Below are 18,584 nucleotides of genomic sequence, written 5' to 3'. Positions count from 1 at the left end.
AAACCTTTGAATAGTAAAATTGCATTTTTTGATTCCGGCATCGGCGGCCTGACGGTGCTGCATGAGGCTCTGAAACGACTTCCGCAGGAACAGTTTCTGTATTATGCGGATACGCTTCATGTTCCTTATGGTACGAAGCCGGCCGACGCGGTGCGCGGACATATTTTTGATTGTGTGGAAGCCATTATGCAGGAGCAGGTCAAGGCGCTTGTCATTGCCTGCAATACGGCGACAAGCCTTGCGGTCAGAGATCTGCGGAGCAGACTGGACATACCGGTAATCGGCATGGAGCCGGCGGTCAAACCCGCTGTGGAAATGAATCGAAAGAACGGCAAACGTGTACTGGTGTTTGCTACTCCGCTAACCTTGAGCCAAAGCAAATACAATGCGCTGGTGTCCCGGGTGGACGATCACTACAGCGTGGACTCGGTTCCGCTGCCCGAACTTGTCGAGTGGTGCGAACAGCTCGATTTTGATCCCGACAAAATCGCCGGCTATTTCCGTCAAAAGCTGGAGGGCCTTGACATGAAGCAATACGGAACGGTGGTGCTTGGTTGTACTCACTATCCGTACTACACGAACATTCTCGAATCCGTTTTGCCGGGCCATGTGCAAGTCATTGACGGAAGCCAGGGCACCGTCAAACGGCTGAAGCAGCTGTTGGGCGTTTCCGACCAGTCAGGCAAATGGGATGAAAGTCAAATTTCTTTCCTGAGCTCGTCGGGTCGGGAAGAGGATCGTGAAAAAATGAAACGTGCGCTCGCCTATTTGGAAAGCTGCTAAAGGCGCATCAGAGCTACAGAATGCAGGAGGGTTGGCCGTGCAGTCCATTTATCTCATTCGACATGCCCAGGCTTCGGGCCAGGAGCCGGATGCCGAGCTTACGGATCTTGGTTTGGTCCAGGCTGAACGTTTGGCGGAGCTGCTGGCCGACTCCGCGATCGAATATATCGTTTCCAGTCCATGGAAACGGGCGATTCATACCGCTGTCCCGCTTGCTCGGACGGTGATGCGGCATATACATACCGACGAACGTCTTCAAGAGCGGGTGTTGAGTACTCGGCATCTGGACAACTGGATGGACGTCCTTGCGCATACATATTTGGATGAGGATTGGGCAGAAGAAGGCGGGGAGTCATCCCGAATCGCAACGAGCAGGGGAATGGAAGTGCTGAAGGAGTTGTGGGGCAGATCCGAACAACGCGCAGCAGTGATCACCCATGGAAACCTGCTGTCCTTGTTGATCCGGACGTACGATCCGAGCTTTGGCTTTGAGCAATGGAAGATGCTTTCGAATCCGGATGTATTCGTGCTGGAGAGACAAGGGAATGGGGACGTTCCCATGCTCCGCCGATGCTGGAACGGCTAAAAGCAGCAAAAGAGTGCTCAAGCGATAAGGATATCGACTGGAACACTCTTTTTGTTCTATAAACAGACTCTTAAACGGAATTAAAGGACGGCAATCAACAGGATGACCCATCCCGCGAGGAAAGCAACGCCGCCAAGCGGCGTAATCGCGCCGAGTTTGCGAACGCCGGTGATGCTTAGCGCGTACAGGCTGCCCGAAAACAGGATAATGCCCGCAAACAACAACCAACCGGCGACGGAAACAAGATGGCTTTGTTCCAACCGATCGGCTAGTAATCCGATCAGGATCAGGCCAAGACCGTGAACCAAATGATACAATACACCCGTCTCGTAAATTTTGATCATATCGACGGACAATCTGCGTTTAAGAGCATGTGCCCCGAAAGCTCCCAGGGCAACGGCCAAAAACATCATGATGCTTCCTAGCGCGATCAATGTTTGCATGCGACTCGTCTCCTTTAGAATCATTTCTCGATTTCAGCAAGTGCAATAATATCCTGTTGCTTACAGCTTGCGCAGGCGGATACGCTGAATGGAATGGTCGGCTTCCTTTTTCAGGATCAGGCGAGCCCGCCCTTTGGTTGGCAAAATGTTCTCATGCAGGTTTTTTGCATTGATGTCCTGCCAGATTTGGCTGGCGGTGCGCACGGTCTCCTCTTCGTCAATATTGGCAAATCGGTTGTGAAAAAAGGACCCTTTGTCCTGAAAAGCCGTAGCGCGCAGCAGCTTGAACCGTTCGATGTACCAGTGCCGAATGTGTTCTTCTTCTGCATCGATATAGATGGAGAAATCGAAAAAATCGCTGACCAGCAAAGGCGTCTCCTTTTTCACCTGAAGTACGTTAATGCCTTCCAGAATAAGGATGTCCGGTTGGGAGATGACCTTTTCTTCACCCGGAATGACGTCATAGGCCAAATGGGAGTAAACAGGAGCTTTGATCTCGGGCTTGCCTGATTTCACGTCTCCCATGAATTGAATCAGCGCTTTGATATCATAGCTTTCAGGAAAGCCTTTGCGATTCATGATGCCTTTCTCTTCGAGCACGGCATTAGGGTAAAGGAACCCGTCGGTGGTGACCAGGTCAACCCGCGGTTTGCTTTTGCCTCTGGCCAGCAAGGTCTGAAGCAGGCGCGCGGTTGTGCTTTTGCCCACGGCAACGCTGCCTCCGATTCCGATAATATAAGGTACGGGTACCGCTTCCTTTTTCATGAAAGAGGCCGTCAATCGATTGAGCTCGCGCGAAACTCTGGCGTATAGGTCAATAAAGTGGGTAAGAGGTAGATAGATGTCTTCCACTTCCTGAATGGATACTTCCTCGTTAAGACTTTTCAGCTGCTTGAGTTCAGCCTCCGTCAATGTAAGCGTGGCCTGCTGCTCTTTCAGTCCGGCCCATTCCTTGCGGTCAAACTCGATGTACGGTGAATATGGATTCATGAGATCCCGCTTTCTATATGTAATATAGTCTGTGACACAGTCTTTAGTGTACCAAATTTCAGGGAACTGACAACATCTTGACATGTACCATTTTGTTGCAGGGTGACGAAAGTCGCTGGTTAGCAGCTTGTCCATGAAGGCAGTTCCCTTGATTCAACACGCAAAAATATATATACCATGCGGAAGGGTGACGGCAAATGATCGTATACGAGAGAGAGCATGATTTTGTTTTGACCACGCAGCATGAACATGGACTGGCAGCAGGTGAGCTCGCGGCACATTGGAAAACGGAACTGCTGCCGGAGGGAACCCAGCGGGATGAACTCCTTCTGGCGACTAAGGAGCATGATCGAGGGTGGATTGAGCTTGATGCCGCTCCTTTCTGGAACGATTACAGCCAGTCGCCGTATTCATTTCGGGATTTTCCGCTGCGCCCGCGATTTGTCTTTTATCGAAAGGGAGTCGAAGAAGTCTGCCAAAAGAGCCCGTATGCCGGCCTGCTCTGCAGCAAGATGTACACGGATCTGTTCCAGAAAACGTTGGGGGCCAGTCCGCAAGACGATGAAAACATCCGGAATTATCTTGAAACGGAGCGAGAGTACCAGCTTGCGTTGGAAATGCGGTTGGGCGGAGGAGAAGAGATGCAGCGGAGGGTCGAACGGGATGTGGGGATTATGCTGTTCTGCGACCAGCTAAGCCTGTTTCTGTGCATGGAAGAGCCGGGAACGCCCGCGGCGCGTTACGAATTTTTCTCGAAGGGGCTGACATGTTCGTTCGATGCTTGCGCAGGGCAAGTGATTCAGGCGGAATGGTTGTCCGGTGAAAAGGTGGGATTGTCTTATTTTCCGTTTGCGGAGGATTTTATCGTTACTTTGCCTTACAAATCCGTGCCGAAGGCGAGCATTCGCAAATTCGGCCTGCTGCAGGCGTATGGGCGTGCGGAGTGGAAGGAACGCAGGGTGCGGATTACGTCAATGACGTGACGGCCTGAGCTAAGTCGGCGGACTGCGAGCTGTCAGGTGCGGTCCGCTTTTGTAATTTTTGAATATAGCAGTCATCGATCGTTTGAGGATCAAGGCGTCAGGTAGGAGGACTAGCATGAGAGTGGAAATTTATACGATGTGCATGGTATGGGATAAAGCAGCCGGAAGGGTGCTGTTAATGAACCGGCCGGACCGGAAAGGTTTTCCGGGGTACATTGCGCCAGGGGGAAAGGTGGACTTTCCGGAGAGCATTGTGGACGGTGCCGTGCGGGAGGTCAGGGAAGAGACAGGGCTTCAGGTGAAGGAGATCACGTATAAAGGGTTGGACGAATTTTGCGATCCTCTGCAGGAACTTCGCTATATGGTATTTAATTATGTAGCGACATCGTTCGAAGGGGAACTTCTGCCGGACCCGCCTGAAGGCGAGCTGTTGTGGGTAGCGAAAGAACAGGCGCTTGAACTGCCGATGCAGGATTGGTTCGCCGAACGGTTTCCGCGATTTTTCGAAGAAGGCACGTTCGAGCGGAGTGTCATTTGGGAAAAGTCGACGCAGCGTACGTTAAAGGAAACGTTTATGACATTTAACGATGCCGTCATGAAGTAAAGGATGCTTGGTTTGCTATAGACCCATATTATCCTTTCTGTATATTCATATCCATATATTGTGATATAATGAAGATTGGCTTTGCTGAAAGAAGGAGGAAATCTATGGGGATTACATATCAATCCGATGTAGAGGGAATCAAGCATGATCAAGTTGCGGAAGGCTTTTTCCAAGGGTGGCCGAACGCGCCTTCGCCCGCTGTTTTCATGAAATTGCTCAGGCAGTCCTATGCCGTAGAGATTGCCGTGGATGAAGGAACCGGCAAGGTGGTTGGCTTCATTCAAGCGATTTCCGATGGCGTGCTTAGCGCCTATATTCCTTTGCTCGAGGTAGTACCTTCATACCAGGGGCAGGGCATAGGGTCGCAATTGCTGGAACGGATGAATAAACGTTTGGGCGATCTTTACATGATCGATTTGTTGTGCGATGAAGAACTGCAGAAATTTTATGAACGAAAAGGAATGCGCAAGGCTTCGGGCATGATGATCCGACATTATGCCAATCAAGCAGGGAAAGGCGAGGCATGAAATTTGTTTTGCATTTCAAACAGATCGTTAAGTACATACGTTATTAAGAATGAATGCTGGATTTCGCAAGCAAGGCGAAAAGAATATTGAATGGGGAAAAGGTGGAGAGTCGAAATGAGGCTGTCGTTCCGGATCTTGAATTGGGAAGAAGAAAAACCGTACGATCTATTATTGATGGCGGACCCTTCCAAAGCGATAGTTGACGAGTATCTGAATCGAGGCGTTTGTTTTATCGCGGAATATGAAGGAGAGATGGTGGGGGAATTCGTGCTGCTCAAAACCCGTCCGGAGACGGTGGAGATCGTCAACATTGCCGTTCAGGAGGAATTGCAAGGACAGGGTGTCGGCCGGCACATGATCAAGGAAGCGATTAAGGCCGCACGCAAAATGGGCGGGAAAACCGTTGAGATTGGTACGGGGAATTCAAGTCTGCATCAATTGAAGCTCTATCAACGCTGCGGCTTCCGCATTGTGGGGGTCGATCGCGATTTCTTTATAAGGCATTATGATGAAGAGATTATTGAGGACGGCATTCGCTGCGTGGACATGATTCGTTTATCGATGGATCTGGAGCAGGTTGGAGAGGAGCATGAGGTATAGAAATTTATAGACTGAATGTAGAGGAAGGTCGTATCATTACGGCATTTGGAAGCGAGGGAGCTCAAATAACCCCGGTATTGAGAAGCATGGCGGATTGTCATGTAGCCTGCCTGAGACTTGCTGCCGGAGGTCATCTTGGTTTGCATCCTGCAGTATCAGAGCAGGTGTTTCTGGTGCTGGAAGGTGAGGGATGGGTAGAAGGCGCCGATGGACAACATGAAAAGATCCGTGCAGGCGAGGCTGCTTATTGGAGAAACGGAGAGAACCATCAATCCGGTTCCGATCAGGGCCTTACCGCGTTGTTGATTGAAGGAGAGAATTTGGCCATGCGCCTGGCTCTGCGGAAGCAATAAAAGGGGACGAGCGTAAAGTTAGTGTATGGCGCAAACCTGAACAGGAACGAGTAAAGGAGCCGATCCATGAATCGACATACACACTTGGGTGTTTATGGTTTGATCGAATGCGAAGGGAAATTTTTGCTGATTCGCAAAGCGCGAGGCGCTTATCAAGGGAAATGGGATTTGCCGGGCGGCAGGCCCGAATTCGGCGAATCTCCGGAATCTGCCTTGCATCGCGAGATTGAAGAGGAAACAGGGCTCACGGATGTTGAAGTCGCTATCTACGGTGCTCAATCCAACGTCGTTCACTGGATGTATCAGGGGCAACCCGAAGAACTGTATCATATAGGCATTCTGTATGATGTGAGATTGAAGTTTGCGACAGATGCGACGAAGATCAGAAAAGAACCGGACGGACACGATTCGCTCGGTGCCGGCTGGTTTACGCGGGATCAAGTTCACGAGGTAGCTTTAACCCCTTTTGCGGAGCACATGCTACGTAATCATGTTCAGGCGAGTTCTCGAAACGAATGAAACTGGAGAGAAGTATCGTTTACGTAGGCACGGTTTCTGAAGCCTTCTTTCTATTTTGCTTCTGTTAAATATTGCAAGAATGCTAATGTATGCGCTATAATAGGGTCATACGTGGCAGTCGGTTTGGGTGAGACGAACAGAACTGCCGCATAGGGAAACAGTGCATGGGGCTGGAAACTGGCCAATATCGGGGTATAGCGCAGCCTGGTAGCGCGCACCCTTGGGGTGGGTGAGGTCGTGGGTTCAAATCCCGCTACTCCGATTGTCATTTTCTTTGGCCTATTGTAAGGGAGTTCACTTTGGAAAATCGATGAGCAATTGATCTATAACGCGCGATACATTAAATGGAGAGCATACAATACTTCTCATGTTGGATCATTCCAATGTGAGAAGTTTTTTTGTTGTCCCTACACATGCGGGTGAGGCACGAGGCTGACCTATAAAACTTTATATAACAATTAGTTATATGTTATTATACTATTTAGGCATAAATTACGAGGCAAACTTTGGTTTTAAGCATACGATGGAACATCAAAAAGCTTCTTGACAGCAAACTTGAAGAATCACGATTCCACCAAAACGTGGATAAACGGCCCGTGCCCGGCTTGTTTTACATAATTGCGGCACGGACGGGTGATGGGTTCCATGACAGATCGAAATCCTTCACGATGCTAAAATCCGATGATGGGCAATGAATTGCATGTAAACCTATTTTTTTGCGAGCTGCTGTTTGTTCAAGGACATAATGGTCCAAAATTATATCAGGAGTCCTTTTTTTAAAGTGTTTTATGCCGTAATGCTCCGATTCATCTAATTTATGCATCAATCGGACTAAAAATAGGAAATGCTCCTGAGCGAGAAAGTTTATAGAATGGTATTAGAAACATGAACTTCATCACAGCATGATCGAAGAAAGTGTGGCCCTCGAACGGATCAGGACAATACTCGATATCTGTGCGATGGCATACCGAAAAAACTTGTTTTGAGCATTTTTGAAAACGCAGACAAACGTTGACGGAAGCGTCGGAACAACGTAATTGCCACAGTCAGCACGATGATTGGACTTCATGAAAAATTTCGCTTAAAATGTTGATCGAACGCGAATTTAGGCGGTCAATGATTTCCGTCAAAACAACGACTAAATCAAGACGGAGGGAACGTCGATGACGATCGAGGAAGGCAACAAGAAACCCTGGGAGAGTTACTATGGACCTAACCTGGGATACGTACAGGAGCAATACGAATTATTTTCTCAAGATCCAGGATCGGTAACCCCGGCCTATCAGGAATTGTTTGAACAATGGGGTGCTCCGCCGATGCCCGGCAGAGATGCACATATAGCCACGCAATCTGGTTCTGCCCAAAACGCGACCGGAAGCGTGGATATCCAATTATTACAGAAAGCGGTTACAGCGGGTAAGCTGGTATGGAATATCCGGACTTACGGTCACCTTGCTGCGGACATCGATCCGCTTGGCATCAGTGAGTCGGCGGATACATCGCTGTTGGAACCAGAGCATTTCGAATTGAACGAAGAGGACCTCAAGGCGTTGCCGGCTTCCCTGATCTGGGAAGGCGCTGACGGCCAGACGTTAAACGGATGGGATGCCATTCAACGTTTGCGCCAGATTTACACGGGGCCGATTGCTTATGAATTCAGCCATGTCCATGACGTCCGTGAACGCGAATGGTTGAACCGGCGGGCGGAATCCCGGACGTCTCCGGCTCCGCTTACCCATGAGGAACGCAAGGCATTGCTGAAACGTCTCGTGGAAGCCGAGCAGTTCGAGGATTTCCTTCATAAAACATTTGTGGGTCAGAAGCGTTTCTCCATCGAAGGTAACGACGTGCTCGTACCGATGCTGGATGAAGCTGTGCGAATCATGGCGCATTCGGGCTCAAGCCACATCCTGATGGGAATGGCTCACCGCGGTCGTCTGAACGTCCTTGCCCACGTGCTGGGGAAACCTTATAGCAAAATTTTCGCTGAATTTCATCATTCCCCGAACAAGGATCTCGTTCCGTCGGAAGGTTCGACCGGCATCAATTACGGCTGGACGGGGGATGTCAAATATCACTTAGGGGCCAATCGCTACGTCAAAGAAGGCGAAACGGTGCAGGCTCGCTTGACGCTTGCCAACAATCCGAGCCACTTGGAATACGTCAATCCGGTAGTGCAAGGGTTTGCCCGTGCCGCACAGGACGATCGCAGAGACCCAGGCTATCCGAAACAGGACGTAAGCAAAGCGGCAACCATTCTGATGCACGGCGACGCAGCATTCCCGGGTGAGGGAATCGTGGCGGAAACGCTCAATTTCAAAGCATTGCCAGGGTATCAAAATGGCGGGACCATTCACATTATCGTTAACAACCGCCTCGGGTTTACGACCGATAGTTCCGATTCGCGGTCCACATATTACGCCAGTGACCTTGCGAAAGGGTATGAAATCCCGATCGTGCACGTCAATGCCGACAACCCGGAAGCGTGTATCGCGGCCATTCGCATGGCGGCTGAGTATCGCAATCGTTTCAAAAAGGATTTCCTGATCGACCTGATCGGGTACCGCCGTTACGGCCATAACGAAACGGACGATCCGGAAACGACGCAGCCGACCGTATACGAAAAAGTGAAAAACCATCCGACCGTCAGCCATCTGTATCAGGATCAGCTGAAAAAGGATGCCATTGTCGACGATGCTCTGATCGGGAGCATTCGCGAGGATGTAGGCAATCGTTTGAAAGAAGCTTATGAGCAGATGAAAAACAATGAAGTACGTGAGAAAGGGCAGCTGCAAGCTGCGCAGCCGGAAGCCGTATCTCTCATGCCAACGGCGGTTCCGCTGGACCGATTGCGCGGCATCAATGCCGATTTGCTCAAATGGCCGGAAAACTTCAACGTTTATCCGAAGCTGCAGCGTATTTTGCAGCGTCGCAAAACGGCGCTGAACGAAGGGGAAAAGGTCGATTGGAGCCTTGCGGAAACGCTGGCCTTCGCGACCATTATCGCCGACGGCAAACCGATTCGGATCAGCGGGCAGGACGCGGAGCGCGCCACGTTCGCTCACCGGAATCTTGTGCTTCACGATGCGGTCAACGGGTCGAAATATTGCCCGCTTCACCATCTGCCGCAGGCGAAAGCTTCGTTTGCCATCTACAACAGCCCGCTTTCCGAAGAATCGGTGTTAGGCTTCGAATACGGCTATAACGTGTACTCCCCCGAGACGCTAGTGATCTGGGAAGCGCAATTCGGCGATTTTGCCAACTGTGCGCAAGTTATTTTCGACCAGTTCGTATCTGCAGGCCGCGCCAAATGGTCGCAAAAATCAAGCCTGGTCATGCTGCTTCCGCACGGCAATGAAGGTCAAGGTCCGGAACATACCAGTGCCCGGTTGGAGCGTTTCCTGCAGCTCGCGGCCGAGGATAACATGATGATCGTAAACCTGAGCAGATCGTCGCAATATTTCCATTTGCTGCGCCGCCAGGCTTCGCTGACCGACACCGAAGACGCCAAACCGCTTGTCATGATGTCGCCGAAAAGCCTGATCCGCAATCCACGTGTGGCTGCTCCGGCATCGGAATTCAGCGAAGGCCGCTTCGAACCGATTCTGGAACAAGCAGGCCTGGGGACGAAACCGGATCGCGTTGAACGCATCGTACTGTGCAGCGGCAAAATCGCCATCGATCTGGAAGATGCGATCGAAAAAGACAAGAACGATTGGTCATGGCTCCACATTATCCGTGTTGAGCAGCTCTACCCGTTCCCTGCCGAAGAAATCAAGCGTGTGCTGGCCCGTTTCAGCAATGCGAAGGAACTGGTGTGGGTGCAGGAAGAAAATAAAAACATGGGCGCATGGACGTACATGGAACCTCGCCTCCGCGAGATTGCCCCGGAAGGGACAACAGTGCGCTATGAAGGCCGTCCTGAGCATGCAAGCCCATCCAGCGGGTATCAGCGCGTACACAGCCTGGAACAGCAGCAGATCATTACGGCAACCTTGAAGCAAATGACAAAGAACAATATTCCACTGGGGAGGTAACAGCTGTGAGTGAAATTAAAGTTCCCGCCATGGGCGAATCGATTACGGAAGGAACCGTATCCAGATGGCTTGTCAAAGAAGGAGATGCCGTCAATCAGGGCGATGTTCTTCTGGAGCTTGAGACGGATAAGGTAAACATCGAGATCAGTGCGGAAGAGAGCGGGGTTTTGGAAAAAATCCTTCGGCAGGAGGGAGATACCGTCGAGATCGGCGAAGCGATCGGTATCATCGCTGTTGGAGCGGGAGCCGCAAGTGCTCCTGCCTCCCCAGCTGCTTCCGACCCTGCGCCTGAACCGAAGAAGCAAGCTCCGGCTCCACAGGCTGTTGCTCCCGCACCGGCGGCTCCGGAAGTTTCCGAAGCGGGCGTGAAGGCAGCTTCTCCTGCTGCGCGAAAGCTTGCCCGCGAGCGCGGCATTGAGCTGGATCAAGTGCAAAGCAAAGATCCGATCGGACGCGTTTACCAAGAGGACGTCAAAAATCACGGCAGTCAACCGGCTGCTCCGGCTACTCCGGCCGCACAGGCACCCAGCAAGCCGTCTGCGCCGAGTGCGCCCGCTCCTAGCGCAGCTACATATGCGAAACCCGTTGAGCGCCAGCGCATGACGCGCCGCCGGGCAACGATTGCAAAACGTCTGGTGGAAGCACAGCAAACGGCAGCGATGCTGACCACGTTTAATGAGGTCGACATGACGGCGATCATGGACGTGCGCAAACGCCGCAAAGACAAGTTCAAGGAGAAGCATGACATCGGCCTTGGCTTCATGTCCTTCTTTACCAAAGCGGTCGTTGGGGCGCTGAAAAAATTCCCGATGATCAACGCTGAAATCGATGGCGAAGACATCATTCTCAAAAAATACTATGACATCGGCATTGCCGTTTCGGCGAAGGAAGGTTTGGTTGTGCCTGTCGTCCGTGATGCGGATCGCTTGAGCTTTGCCGAGATCGAACGCAGCATTGCAGATCTGGCATCCAAAGCACGTACGAACACGCTGGCCTTGTCTGATCTTCAAGGAGGAACGTTCACCATCACTAATGGCGGTACGTTTGGCTCGCTGTTGTCCACGCCGATTCTGAATACACCTCAAGTAGGTATTCTCGGCATGCATAACATCCAGCTTCGTCCGGTGGCGATCGATGCCGAGCGCATGGAAAACCGTCCGATGATGTATATTGCGTTGTCTTATGACCATCGCATCATTGATGGTGCGGATGCCGTACGCTTCCTAGTGACGATCAAAGAACTGCTGGAAGATCCGGAATCGCTGCTGATTGAAGGATAATTCAAGCGTACAAGCAGGTAAGCGATGATGCTTTCCTAAGCACTTATTGACATTTCAAAAGAATGAACGAAGAAGCCCCTGATCGGGGACACAGCCTGTGCTGTGTCCGATCAGGGGCTTCTGTCTTTGATAGAGAGTTAACGTGTCCCTCACAAGGAGTCAGCCGGAAAATTGTCGGCGATGGCGTTTGTTTCTGTGCCTGTGTCTGCAGCAGCGCCGCTGAGCAGCGGTAAATGCCGTTCCAGCCACTCCAGGATGTCCTGGGTCACCTCCGCTCGGTTCGTTTCGTGCAGCATTTCATGGCGTCCACCCGGGTACAGGCGAACCTCGATATCTTGCAGCTGCAGCTTGCGATATTGGGCAACCAGGTTCTGAACGCCTTTGCCATGCAAGCCAACCGGGTCCTGTTCGCCGGAAAACAGGAAAACGGGTTTATCCTTGGGGATGCCCGCCATGTTATGGGGAAGATGGATTTCCAGCAGCAGCCGGAAAAAATCCCGGAAAAATCCTGCAGTGCAGATGCTGCCGCACATGGGGTCATCAATAAATTTTTTGACTTCGGCCTGATCCCTGGAGAGCCAGTCAAAAGGCGTTGCCGCGGGGCGGAACGCGCGATTAAAGCCGCCAAATACGATGGCGTTAAGCAGCAAGCTATGATGCGCGGCCCCTTGGAGGCTGCATTGCAGCCAGGCTAATTTTTCACCCAATTGCAGCAGGCTGCGTTTACCGTTGGTACCTGACAAAATAAAGGCCGAATAACGTTCATGACCCGCATACATGAGATGCTGAACCAAAAAAGACCCCATGCTATGTCCCATCAAAATGATGGGTACCCCCGGATGCTCCTTGGCGGCTACTTCCCCCAGGTTCATCATGTCGCTTGCCATCCAGCGAAATGCATCTGAGCCTGCATCGCCCAGCATTTCCGGGCTTCCAGCCGTTTTTCCATGCCCGCGGTGGTCATTGGCATATACGGCGTATCCGCTTTGCGTGAGCGATTGGGCAAACTCTGCATATCTGGCCGCGGTTTCAGCCATGCCGTGTCCAATCTGGAGCACGCCTTTAACGGAAGTATCCGAAGAGGGCAGCCAACGATACACGTGGATTCGGCTCCCGTCATTGGCGATGAGGTCAAAGGTCGATTCCTGCATGAGCATAGCTCCCTTCTTCATGATACAAACCTCGTTCCTATTCCCGTCCGATGCCAATTAAGGAAGGTATGAACGGAGCACAGTGGCATTCCCATCCATCGTATAAGCGCCGAGATTGGCCGGAAGCAGGTAACATTGCCCTGCCTTCAGTTCGACGCGCTCCGCGTCGCTGTTGCCCCATCTCAGCAAACCGCTGCCGTCGCAAACGACGAGAATGGTGAAGCTTTCCGCATCCGTGGTGAGCTCCCATTGATTGCGCACGACGCCTTTTTCGACGACGAAATAAGGGCATTCCGCAAGTTTCAGCCATTCTCCCGGAACGGCGTTGCCTGTTTTCATCGTTGTGGCACCTGCGCCTTCGTAAGCTGTTACGTTAAGGGAATCCTCAATGTGCAGTTCGCGCGGCTTTCCGTCAAGGCCGGGACGATTGTAGTCGTAGAGTCGATAAGTGGTATCCGAATTTTGCTGGATTTCGGCGACGACCACGCCAGCGCAAAGGGCGTGAACCGTTCCCGCAGGGATGAAGAACGTGTCGCCTGCTTCAACGGGAACTTGGCGCAGCGTATCCATCACCGTTCCGTTTTCCAGCGCGGATTTCAACGTTTCCCGATCCACGCCGTCGTTCAGGCCATAAATGATGTGCGCGCCCGGTTTGGCGTCGAGTACGTACCACATTTCTGTTTTGCCGAGCTCGCCTGGAGGAAGTTCTGCGTAGTCGTCGGTCGGATGGACTTGAACGGATAAATCGTCATTGCAGTCCAGCAGTTTGATTAGAAGCGGGAAGCGTCCGCCTTTTTTGGAAACGCCTTTGGTTCCGAGCCATTCCGTGCCGAGCAGTTCGCGCACTTCATCCAAGCCTTTTCCCGCCAACTCGCCGTTGATCACTTTCGTTGTTCCGTTCGGATGGTCCGCAATCATCCAGCCTTCGCCGATATGTCCTTCGGGCGGGGTCAGGCCGAATTGCTCCAGCGCACGCCCTCCCCAGACGCGCTCTTTAAATTCAGGTTGAAATTGCAAAGGATATGGTTTAGTCATCGTATAGTTCTCTCCTCTATTATATAAAATGGCGAATCACTTTAATCAGCACATGTTGCTGAACAACATGTATACGGTTGCATGATGATATGTATAGCAGGCCATTGCGCCAACGGCGTCAAACCGGGCCTCAGAGCCGGGATGGCTTCTGTTGGCAGACAGCGGCATGCAGTATAAAACGACAGGATGACAGTGGGCAAGGGCTAAATGCTGCACTTAGCCCTTTAGACCGTGACCGTGCAAATTACTTTTTTTCGATGCCGATCAAAAAAGGTGAGGTTTCCCGCTGCAATTGACGGTAAACGACCGTCTGGGCTTGCTCCACCGGCAAGGCAGACGCCCACTGCCAAACGGCATCGGCTTCCTGGGCCCCTCCGTCATGGCCCGGATAGAGCACGGTAGTTATGATGCCACGGGGCCGCAGGAGCTGCAGGGCGGCTTCCAGAGCAGCAATGGTACTATCCGTCTGGGTAATGATAGACGAATCTGCCCCTTCCGATGGCAGATAGCCAAGGTTGAACATCACCGCGCCGACCGACCCATGCCAATCTTCGGGAACGGCCTCGGCCATGCGTTCATGGCCAAGCTGCAGCAGGGAGATGGAGCCCAGCTTGGCTGCATCCTCTTGTTTGCGAATGCGCGCTTGGGCGAGCGCGAGGGCTTCGTTTTGAATATCGAAACCGATCACCTGTCCGCGCGGGCCTACCCTTTGCGCAAGAAACAATGTATCCGCTCCAGTGCCAACGGTCGCGTCAATGGCGAGATCCCCGGGCTGCAAACGAGCGGAAATCCATTGATGGGCACAACTGAGCACCGATAAAAATCCCATATCAGCATCTCCTCCAATACTTGCCCTGCCAGGAATCCCGTTCACGAAGCTCCCGGTCAATGGAATTGAGCACTTCCCATTTCTTGAGCGACCACATCGGTCCGATCAGCAGGTTTCGCGGCGCGTCGCCGGTCAGGCGGTGCACGATCATTTCCGGAGGCAGCATTTCCAACGTATCCACGATCAACTTGATATACTCGTCCTGCTCCAGGAAACGCAGCAGCCCGGCTTCATACTGTTTGACCATCGGCGTTTTGCGCATGAGGTGAAGCAGATGGATTTTGATGCCCTGCACATCCATATTGGCTACCGCGCGCCCGGTATCGAGCATCATTTCATGCGTTTCCTGCGGCAATCCGTAGATGATGTGCGTACATACGCGGATGTTGTGCCTGCGCAGTTTGGCGACGGCTTCCTCGTAACATCGGGTATCATGTGCCCGGTTGATCAGGGTGGAGGTGGACTCGTGGATTGTTTGCAATCCCATTTCGACCCATAGATAGGTTCGCTCGTTCAATTCAGCCAAATATTCAACCACGTCATCGGGCAGACAGTCGGGACGCGTCGCAATCGAGAGGCCGACCACGCCGGGCTGCCGCAGGATGACTTCGAAGTATTCACGGAGGACTTCGACAGGGGCATACGTATTCGTATAAGCCTGAAAGTAACCGATATATTGGGCGTTCGGCCACTTTAGATGCTGCTTGTCCCGAATAGTATTAAACTGCGTTACCAGATCGTCGCGTCTGCTGCCGGCGAAATCCCCTGATCCGCGGGCACTGCAGAAAGTGCAGCCGCCTTTGGCAATGGAGCCGTCGCGATTGGGACAAGTAAAGCCGGCGTCCAGCATGACTTTGAACACTTTGTTGTTGAATTCGTTTTTCATTTCATGGTTCCAGGTATGAAACCGTTTATCCCCCCATAGGAGGGGTGTATCGATTGCAGGTGCGTTCATATTGTTTCGGGTGCTCCTTTAACGGCCATCCTCCATACGCGAAAAAAGGAAAGGCTCTTATCTGTTCACGATCAGGAACGGATTTCGGAAATCCGCATCTGTATGGACTGCTATTATTGTATCAAAAAATGGGGGCAGTGTGCATCCGTCGTCCGGACGCGATATCGAGGCCTTCATCCAAGCTGTAATGCTCCATTTTAAATCGTTTTCAACTCTCAAAAATAGGCCGGAAATTCAACGATTTCACTTGAAATAGTTCACATGATGTGTTATATTTAAACCAACGTCAGACACATCCAAAGGGTACTTATTCATCACGGCAATTGAATGAATTTTGACGTCATGGACCATATTATACCGTGAGGTGATATGAATGAATTCCCAAGTCAAAAATAATAATGATGTTCATCGCGTTTCCGTTGAGTTGACGGCAGAAGAGGCGCTGGCCCTGACAGGTGTTCGTTTTAATGGCAATCCGAAAGTGAAAGCGGCTGCAAGGCAAAAAGTTCGCGATGCTTTCGAAAAGACATTTGATTTTTCACACCAAGATAAGGTAGACTATGAACTGTTAAAGTAGTTGGACCCCAATTCCAAATATATCGGAAAAGGAATCTTTGTTATTTGCCTCATCGGCAATTCAAAGATTCCTTTTTCTTTGCCCTTTACAATTCGCCGCTTCTTCGGCACAATGATTCTGAGACAAGTATCAGCAAACGGAGGAATAAGATGCGTTTACGTGGAAGAAAAGGGATCCGGGAAAGCCTGGAGCAGCAGGAAGACCTCGTGATTTTGGATCCCAAACAATACAAGGGACAATGGTCCAAACTGTTTGGCAATGATCGTCCGATCTTTGTGGAATTCGGCATGGGCAAAGGCCAGTTCATTAGCCAGATGAGCCATAAACACCAACAGTACAATTTTATCGGTTTTGATATGTTCGATGAACTGGTGCGAAGAGCCAGTGAGAAGGCGAGAAAGGCATGGAATGAGGACGCGGTCGACACGCCGCCGAACCTCAAGCTGGCTTTGGCTAACATCGAGAGCATCGAAGAAATATTCGAACCTGGCGAGCTCGAACGCATTTATTTGAATTTCAGCGATCCGTGGCCGAAGGCAAAGCATGCACGCCGCCGTTTGACGCATCCCCGTTTTTTGAAGAAATACGTCGAATTGCTGAATGCCAAAGGACAAATCCATTTCAAGACCGATTCGGAGACGTTGTTTGAATTTTCCCTTAACGCATTTGCGGACTTTGGCTTGCAAATGACGAATCTATCGCTCAACTTGCATCGGGATGGATTGAACGAAGAGCATGTCATGACCGAGTACGAGCAGAAATTCATGGGCAAAGGCATGAACATCCACCGCGTTGAAGTGATCGTTGGGGAAGAGGCTTTGCGTGAATATCAGCAAATCCGTCTGGACAAATACAAAGTACGTGAAGCGAAAGACAACAAGGAAACGAGTGAAAAGTAGAAAAACGGCACCGGGTTGGCTGCAACCTGTGTGCCGTTCTTTTTGCGCTGGCAGGTCGCGAACGGAGCATTCTGATTCGAAATTTTGCTTTTTGCGCCTGCATTGAACTTTGGTCATCGGGGTTTCGTTGGTGGAGTCGGTTCCGTCTTAGGCTTGGGCAACGCTGGTGCGCACACAAAGGCGCCTTCAAGCATGAGGGCGCCTTTGTGTAGAATGATTGAAATTGCACGATAAAACCGCGATCATTACGGGGCAGGGTTCGCGTTCTGGTCAGGCTGCGTGCGAAAGTCAAGCAGATCGAGAATGCTCTGAGCGCTTTGCAGCGGGTGGTACTTCGCGATCTGCGCCAAATGACGCTTCCGCCTGCGAACGATATCCGGGTATTTGTGGAGCAGTCTGTTCATCCATTTGACGATCACGTCGAAGGAAGAGATAGACTCCCCGAGTCCTCTGGAAGTAAAATACTGCACATTCTCTTCTTCCTGGCCCGGAATGGGATTGTGGAACAGCATGGGAATGCCTTTGGCAAGCCCTTCCGAGCATGTCATGCCGCCGGGTTTCGTGATGAGCAGGTCCGAAACTTCCATTAATTTGTCGATTTCTTTGGTATAGCCCATGATATGAATGTTTTCTTTCTGATAAGTAGGGTTCTGCTCCATGTCCGTTCTTGCTTTGTCATTGCGGCCCAAGCAGAAAATAATCTGTATATCCTCGTGCCAGCGCGTCAAAAACTGGTTGATGACCTCATCGCTGAGCATGCCCCAGCCGCCACCCATAACAAGTACGGTAGGCATGTCTTTTAAGCCGAACTTGCTGCGGATTTCATCTTTGCCTGGATGCTCCCAAAAACTCGGGTGCACGGGAATGCCTGTAACCCGAATGCGGTCTGAGGACACTCCGCGCAGCAGCAGTTTGGATCGTACCTCTTCGGTAGAGACGAGATACAGGTCGACTTCGGGGCTGATCCACGTTCCGTGCGCATCGTAATCGGTAATGACCGTGCACAGCGGCACCATGATGCCCAAACGTTTCAAGCGGGAGATGACCGCGCTTGGTATCGGGTGGGTGCATACGATGACATTGGGCCGAAGCTGGCGCACGATGCTGCGCGTATGCGTATAGAACAACTTGTGCAGGGCGAGCGTCGTGAACCGGTTCAGTGATTTTTTATACTGGTGTTTGTATACGTAACCCACCAGCTTCGGCTGTTTGGTTACCGTTTTTTTGTAAGCTGTAATGATCAGCGGCGCAACCCTGGGATTCAAAAAGCTTCCCAGTTCAAGCACCTTCGTCTGCACGCCAGGCGATAGCTTGCGCAAACTGCTGGAAAGTGCATAAGCTGCCTGGGTATGACCTGCACCAAAGCCTTCGGATAATAGGAGTATTCGTTTCTTTTCCACGCTTGCTTCACCTGTTCCTGCTAGGTTTTCCTT

19 protein-coding genes and 1 tRNA gene are annotated in these 18,584 nt (G+C 51.4%); 13 read left to right on the top strand and 7 right to left on the bottom strand.

The genetic code is table 11. The annotated features are described in order from the left end of the window. The first annotated feature begins 6 nt into the window (after positions 1-6). Complete coding sequence (gene murI, locus L6H98_RS14380) at positions 7-783, top strand: glutamate racemase (RefSeq protein ID WP_236416027.1); 777 nt, start codon at positions 7-9, stop codon at positions 781-783. 37 nt (positions 784-820) lie between these two features. Further along, a complete protein-coding gene (locus tag L6H98_RS14375) occupies positions 821-1,369 on the top strand; it encodes a histidine phosphatase family protein (RefSeq protein ID WP_236416025.1) in 549 nt (182 codons plus the stop codon). An 80-nt stretch (positions 1,370-1,449) separates the two neighbouring features. On the opposite strand, the gene L6H98_RS14370 is transcribed toward L6H98_RS14375, so the two are convergent. Continuing rightward, complete coding sequence (locus L6H98_RS14370) at positions 1,450-1,812, bottom strand: DUF423 domain-containing protein (RefSeq protein WP_236416023.1); 363 nt, start codon at positions 1,810-1,812, stop codon at positions 1,450-1,452. Between the two features lie 60 nt (positions 1,813-1,872). Further along, positions 1,873-2,802 carry a type I pantothenate kinase gene (gene coaA, locus L6H98_RS14365; protein WP_236416020.1) on the bottom strand — a complete coding sequence of 310 codons (930 nt, stop codon included), beginning with the start codon at positions 2,800-2,802 and terminating at the stop codon, positions 1,873-1,875. Positions 2,803-2,999: 197 nt separating this feature from the next. On the opposite strand from coaA, the gene L6H98_RS14360 reads away from it, so the two are divergent. The 9 genes from L6H98_RS14360 (at position 3,000) to odhB (ending at position 11,705) form a co-directional block, all read left to right on the top strand. Beyond that, positions 3,000-3,785, top strand: a complete 786-nt coding sequence (locus L6H98_RS14360) for a DUF3891 family protein (RefSeq protein WP_236416018.1) — start codon at positions 3,000-3,002, stop codon at positions 3,783-3,785. A 115-nt stretch (positions 3,786-3,900) separates the two neighbouring features. Then, entirely contained in the window at positions 3,901-4,389 is a 489-nt protein-coding gene (locus L6H98_RS14355) for an 8-oxo-dGTP diphosphatase (RefSeq protein ID WP_236416016.1), read from the top strand. A gap of 104 nt (positions 4,390-4,493) precedes the next feature. Next, positions 4,494-4,916: a GNAT family N-acetyltransferase gene (locus L6H98_RS14350; protein ID WP_236416014.1), complete on the top strand. Its 423-nt coding sequence runs from the start codon at positions 4,494-4,496 to the stop codon at positions 4,914-4,916. A 114-nt stretch (positions 4,917-5,030) separates the two neighbouring features. Beyond that, entirely contained in the window at positions 5,031-5,516 is a 486-nt protein-coding gene (locus L6H98_RS14345) for a GNAT family N-acetyltransferase (RefSeq protein WP_236416012.1), read from the top strand. An 86-nt stretch (positions 5,517-5,602) separates the two neighbouring features. Next, positions 5,603-5,869 carry a cupin domain-containing protein gene (locus tag L6H98_RS14340; RefSeq protein WP_290371450.1) on the top strand — a complete coding sequence of 89 codons (267 nt, stop codon included), beginning with the start codon at positions 5,603-5,605 and terminating at the stop codon, positions 5,867-5,869. 66 nt (positions 5,870-5,935) lie between these two features. After that, entirely contained in the window at positions 5,936-6,388 is a 453-nt protein-coding gene (locus L6H98_RS14335; protein ID WP_236416010.1) for an NUDIX domain-containing protein, read from the top strand. Between the two features lie 188 nt (positions 6,389-6,576). Continuing rightward, positions 6,577-6,650, top strand: a tRNA-Pro gene (locus L6H98_RS14330). Positions 6,651-7,551: 901 nt separating this feature from the next. Further along, entirely contained in the window at positions 7,552-10,425 is a 2,874-nt protein-coding gene (locus L6H98_RS14325; RefSeq protein WP_236416009.1) for a 2-oxoglutarate dehydrogenase E1 component, read from the top strand. A gap of 5 nt (positions 10,426-10,430) precedes the next feature. Next, positions 10,431-11,705: a 2-oxoglutarate dehydrogenase complex dihydrolipoyllysine-residue succinyltransferase gene (gene odhB, locus L6H98_RS14320; protein WP_236416008.1), complete on the top strand. Its 1,275-nt coding sequence runs from the start codon at positions 10,431-10,433 to the stop codon at positions 11,703-11,705. 149 nt (positions 11,706-11,854) lie between these two features. On the opposite strand, the gene L6H98_RS14315 is transcribed toward odhB, so the two are convergent. From L6H98_RS14315 to L6H98_RS14300, 4 genes are all read right to left on the bottom strand, one after another. Further along, entirely contained in the window at positions 11,855-12,856 is a 1,002-nt protein-coding gene (locus L6H98_RS14315; protein ID WP_236416329.1) for an alpha/beta hydrolase, read from the bottom strand. A 57-nt stretch (positions 12,857-12,913) separates the two neighbouring features. Continuing rightward, a complete protein-coding gene (locus L6H98_RS14310) occupies positions 12,914-13,891 on the bottom strand; it encodes a type I phosphomannose isomerase catalytic subunit (RefSeq protein ID WP_236416007.1) in 978 nt (325 codons plus the stop codon). A 244-nt stretch (positions 13,892-14,135) separates the two neighbouring features. Next, the gene (locus tag L6H98_RS14305) at positions 14,136-14,720 is read right to left on the bottom strand and encodes a class I SAM-dependent methyltransferase (RefSeq protein ID WP_236416006.1); all 585 of its coding nucleotides are present in this window, start codon (positions 14,718-14,720) and stop codon (positions 14,136-14,138) included. Position 14,721: 1 nt separating this feature from the next. Continuing rightward, on the bottom strand, positions 14,722-15,675 hold the full coding sequence (locus L6H98_RS14300) for a TIGR01212 family radical SAM protein (protein WP_236416005.1): 954 nt from the start codon (positions 15,673-15,675) through the stop codon (positions 14,722-14,724). 373 nt (positions 15,676-16,048) lie between these two features. Here L6H98_RS14300 and L6H98_RS14295 point away from each other — a divergent pair, with 373 nt between their 5' ends. Together L6H98_RS14295 and trmB are read left to right on the top strand one after the other, a co-directional pair. Beyond that, positions 16,049-16,252, top strand: a complete 204-nt coding sequence (locus L6H98_RS14295; RefSeq protein ID WP_236416004.1) for a hypothetical protein — start codon at positions 16,049-16,051, stop codon at positions 16,250-16,252. A 149-nt stretch (positions 16,253-16,401) separates the two neighbouring features. Further along, on the top strand, positions 16,402-17,151 hold the full coding sequence (gene trmB / locus L6H98_RS14290; protein ID WP_236416003.1) for a tRNA (guanosine(46)-N7)-methyltransferase TrmB: 750 nt from the start codon (positions 16,402-16,404) through the stop codon (positions 17,149-17,151). Positions 17,152-17,396: 245 nt separating this feature from the next. On the opposite strand, the gene L6H98_RS14285 is transcribed toward trmB, so the two are convergent. After that, positions 17,397-18,551 (bottom strand): glycosyltransferase, encoded by a 1,155-nt coding sequence (locus L6H98_RS14285; protein ID WP_236416002.1) that lies wholly within the window; start codon positions 18,549-18,551, stop codon positions 17,397-17,399. Positions 18,552-18,584: the final 33 nt, after the last annotated feature.

The sequence above is a fragment of the Paenibacillus sp. JJ-223 genome, from assembly GCF_927798175.1.
Classification (GTDB): domain Bacteria; phylum Bacillota; class Bacilli; order Paenibacillales; family Paenibacillaceae; genus Paenibacillus; species Paenibacillus hubeiensis.
This window is presented reverse-complemented; position numbering and strand designations above follow the sequence as displayed.

Bases quoted from the DNA above. Each gene is read 5' to 3' on its own strand.
- L6H98_RS14315 (WP_236416329.1), bottom strand. From the start codon at position 12,856: ATGCAGGAATCGACCTTTGACCTCATCGCCAATGACGGGAGCCGAATC.
- L6H98_RS14295 (WP_236416004.1), top strand. From the start codon at position 16,049: ATGAATTCCCAAGTCAAAAATAATAATGATGTTCATCGCGTTTCCGTT.
- L6H98_RS14370 (WP_236416023.1), bottom strand. From the start codon at position 1,812: ATGCAAACATTGATCGCGCTAGGAAGCATCATGATGTTTTTGGCCGTT.
- coaA (WP_236416020.1), bottom strand. From the start codon at position 2,802: ATGAATCCATATTCACCGTACATCGAGTTTGACCGCAAGGAATGGGCC.
- L6H98_RS14300 (WP_236416005.1), bottom strand. From the start codon at position 15,675: ATGAACGCACCTGCAATCGATACACCCCTCCTATGGGGGGATAAACGG.
- L6H98_RS14360 (WP_236416018.1), top strand. From the start codon at position 3,000: ATGATCGTATACGAGAGAGAGCATGATTTTGTTTTGACCACGCAGCAT.
- L6H98_RS14310 (WP_236416007.1), bottom strand. From the start codon at position 13,891: ATGACTAAACCATATCCTTTGCAATTTCAACCTGAATTTAAAGAGCGC.
- L6H98_RS14335 (WP_236416010.1), top strand. From the start codon at position 5,936: ATGAATCGACATACACACTTGGGTGTTTATGGTTTGATCGAATGCGAA.
- L6H98_RS14350 (WP_236416014.1), top strand. From the start codon at position 4,494: ATGGGGATTACATATCAATCCGATGTAGAGGGAATCAAGCATGATCAA.
- L6H98_RS14340 (WP_290371450.1), top strand. From the start codon at position 5,603: ATGGCGGATTGTCATGTAGCCTGCCTGAGACTTGCTGCCGGAGGTCAT.
- L6H98_RS14305 (WP_236416006.1), bottom strand. From the start codon at position 14,720: ATGGGATTTTTATCGGTGCTCAGTTGTGCCCATCAATGGATTTCCGCT.
- L6H98_RS14355 (WP_236416016.1), top strand. From the start codon at position 3,901: ATGAGAGTGGAAATTTATACGATGTGCATGGTATGGGATAAAGCAGCC.
- L6H98_RS14325 (WP_236416009.1), top strand. From the start codon at position 7,552: ATGACGATCGAGGAAGGCAACAAGAAACCCTGGGAGAGTTACTATGGA.
- L6H98_RS14345 (WP_236416012.1), top strand. From the start codon at position 5,031: ATGAGGCTGTCGTTCCGGATCTTGAATTGGGAAGAAGAAAAACCGTAC.
- trmB (WP_236416003.1), top strand. From the start codon at position 16,402: ATGCGTTTACGTGGAAGAAAAGGGATCCGGGAAAGCCTGGAGCAGCAG.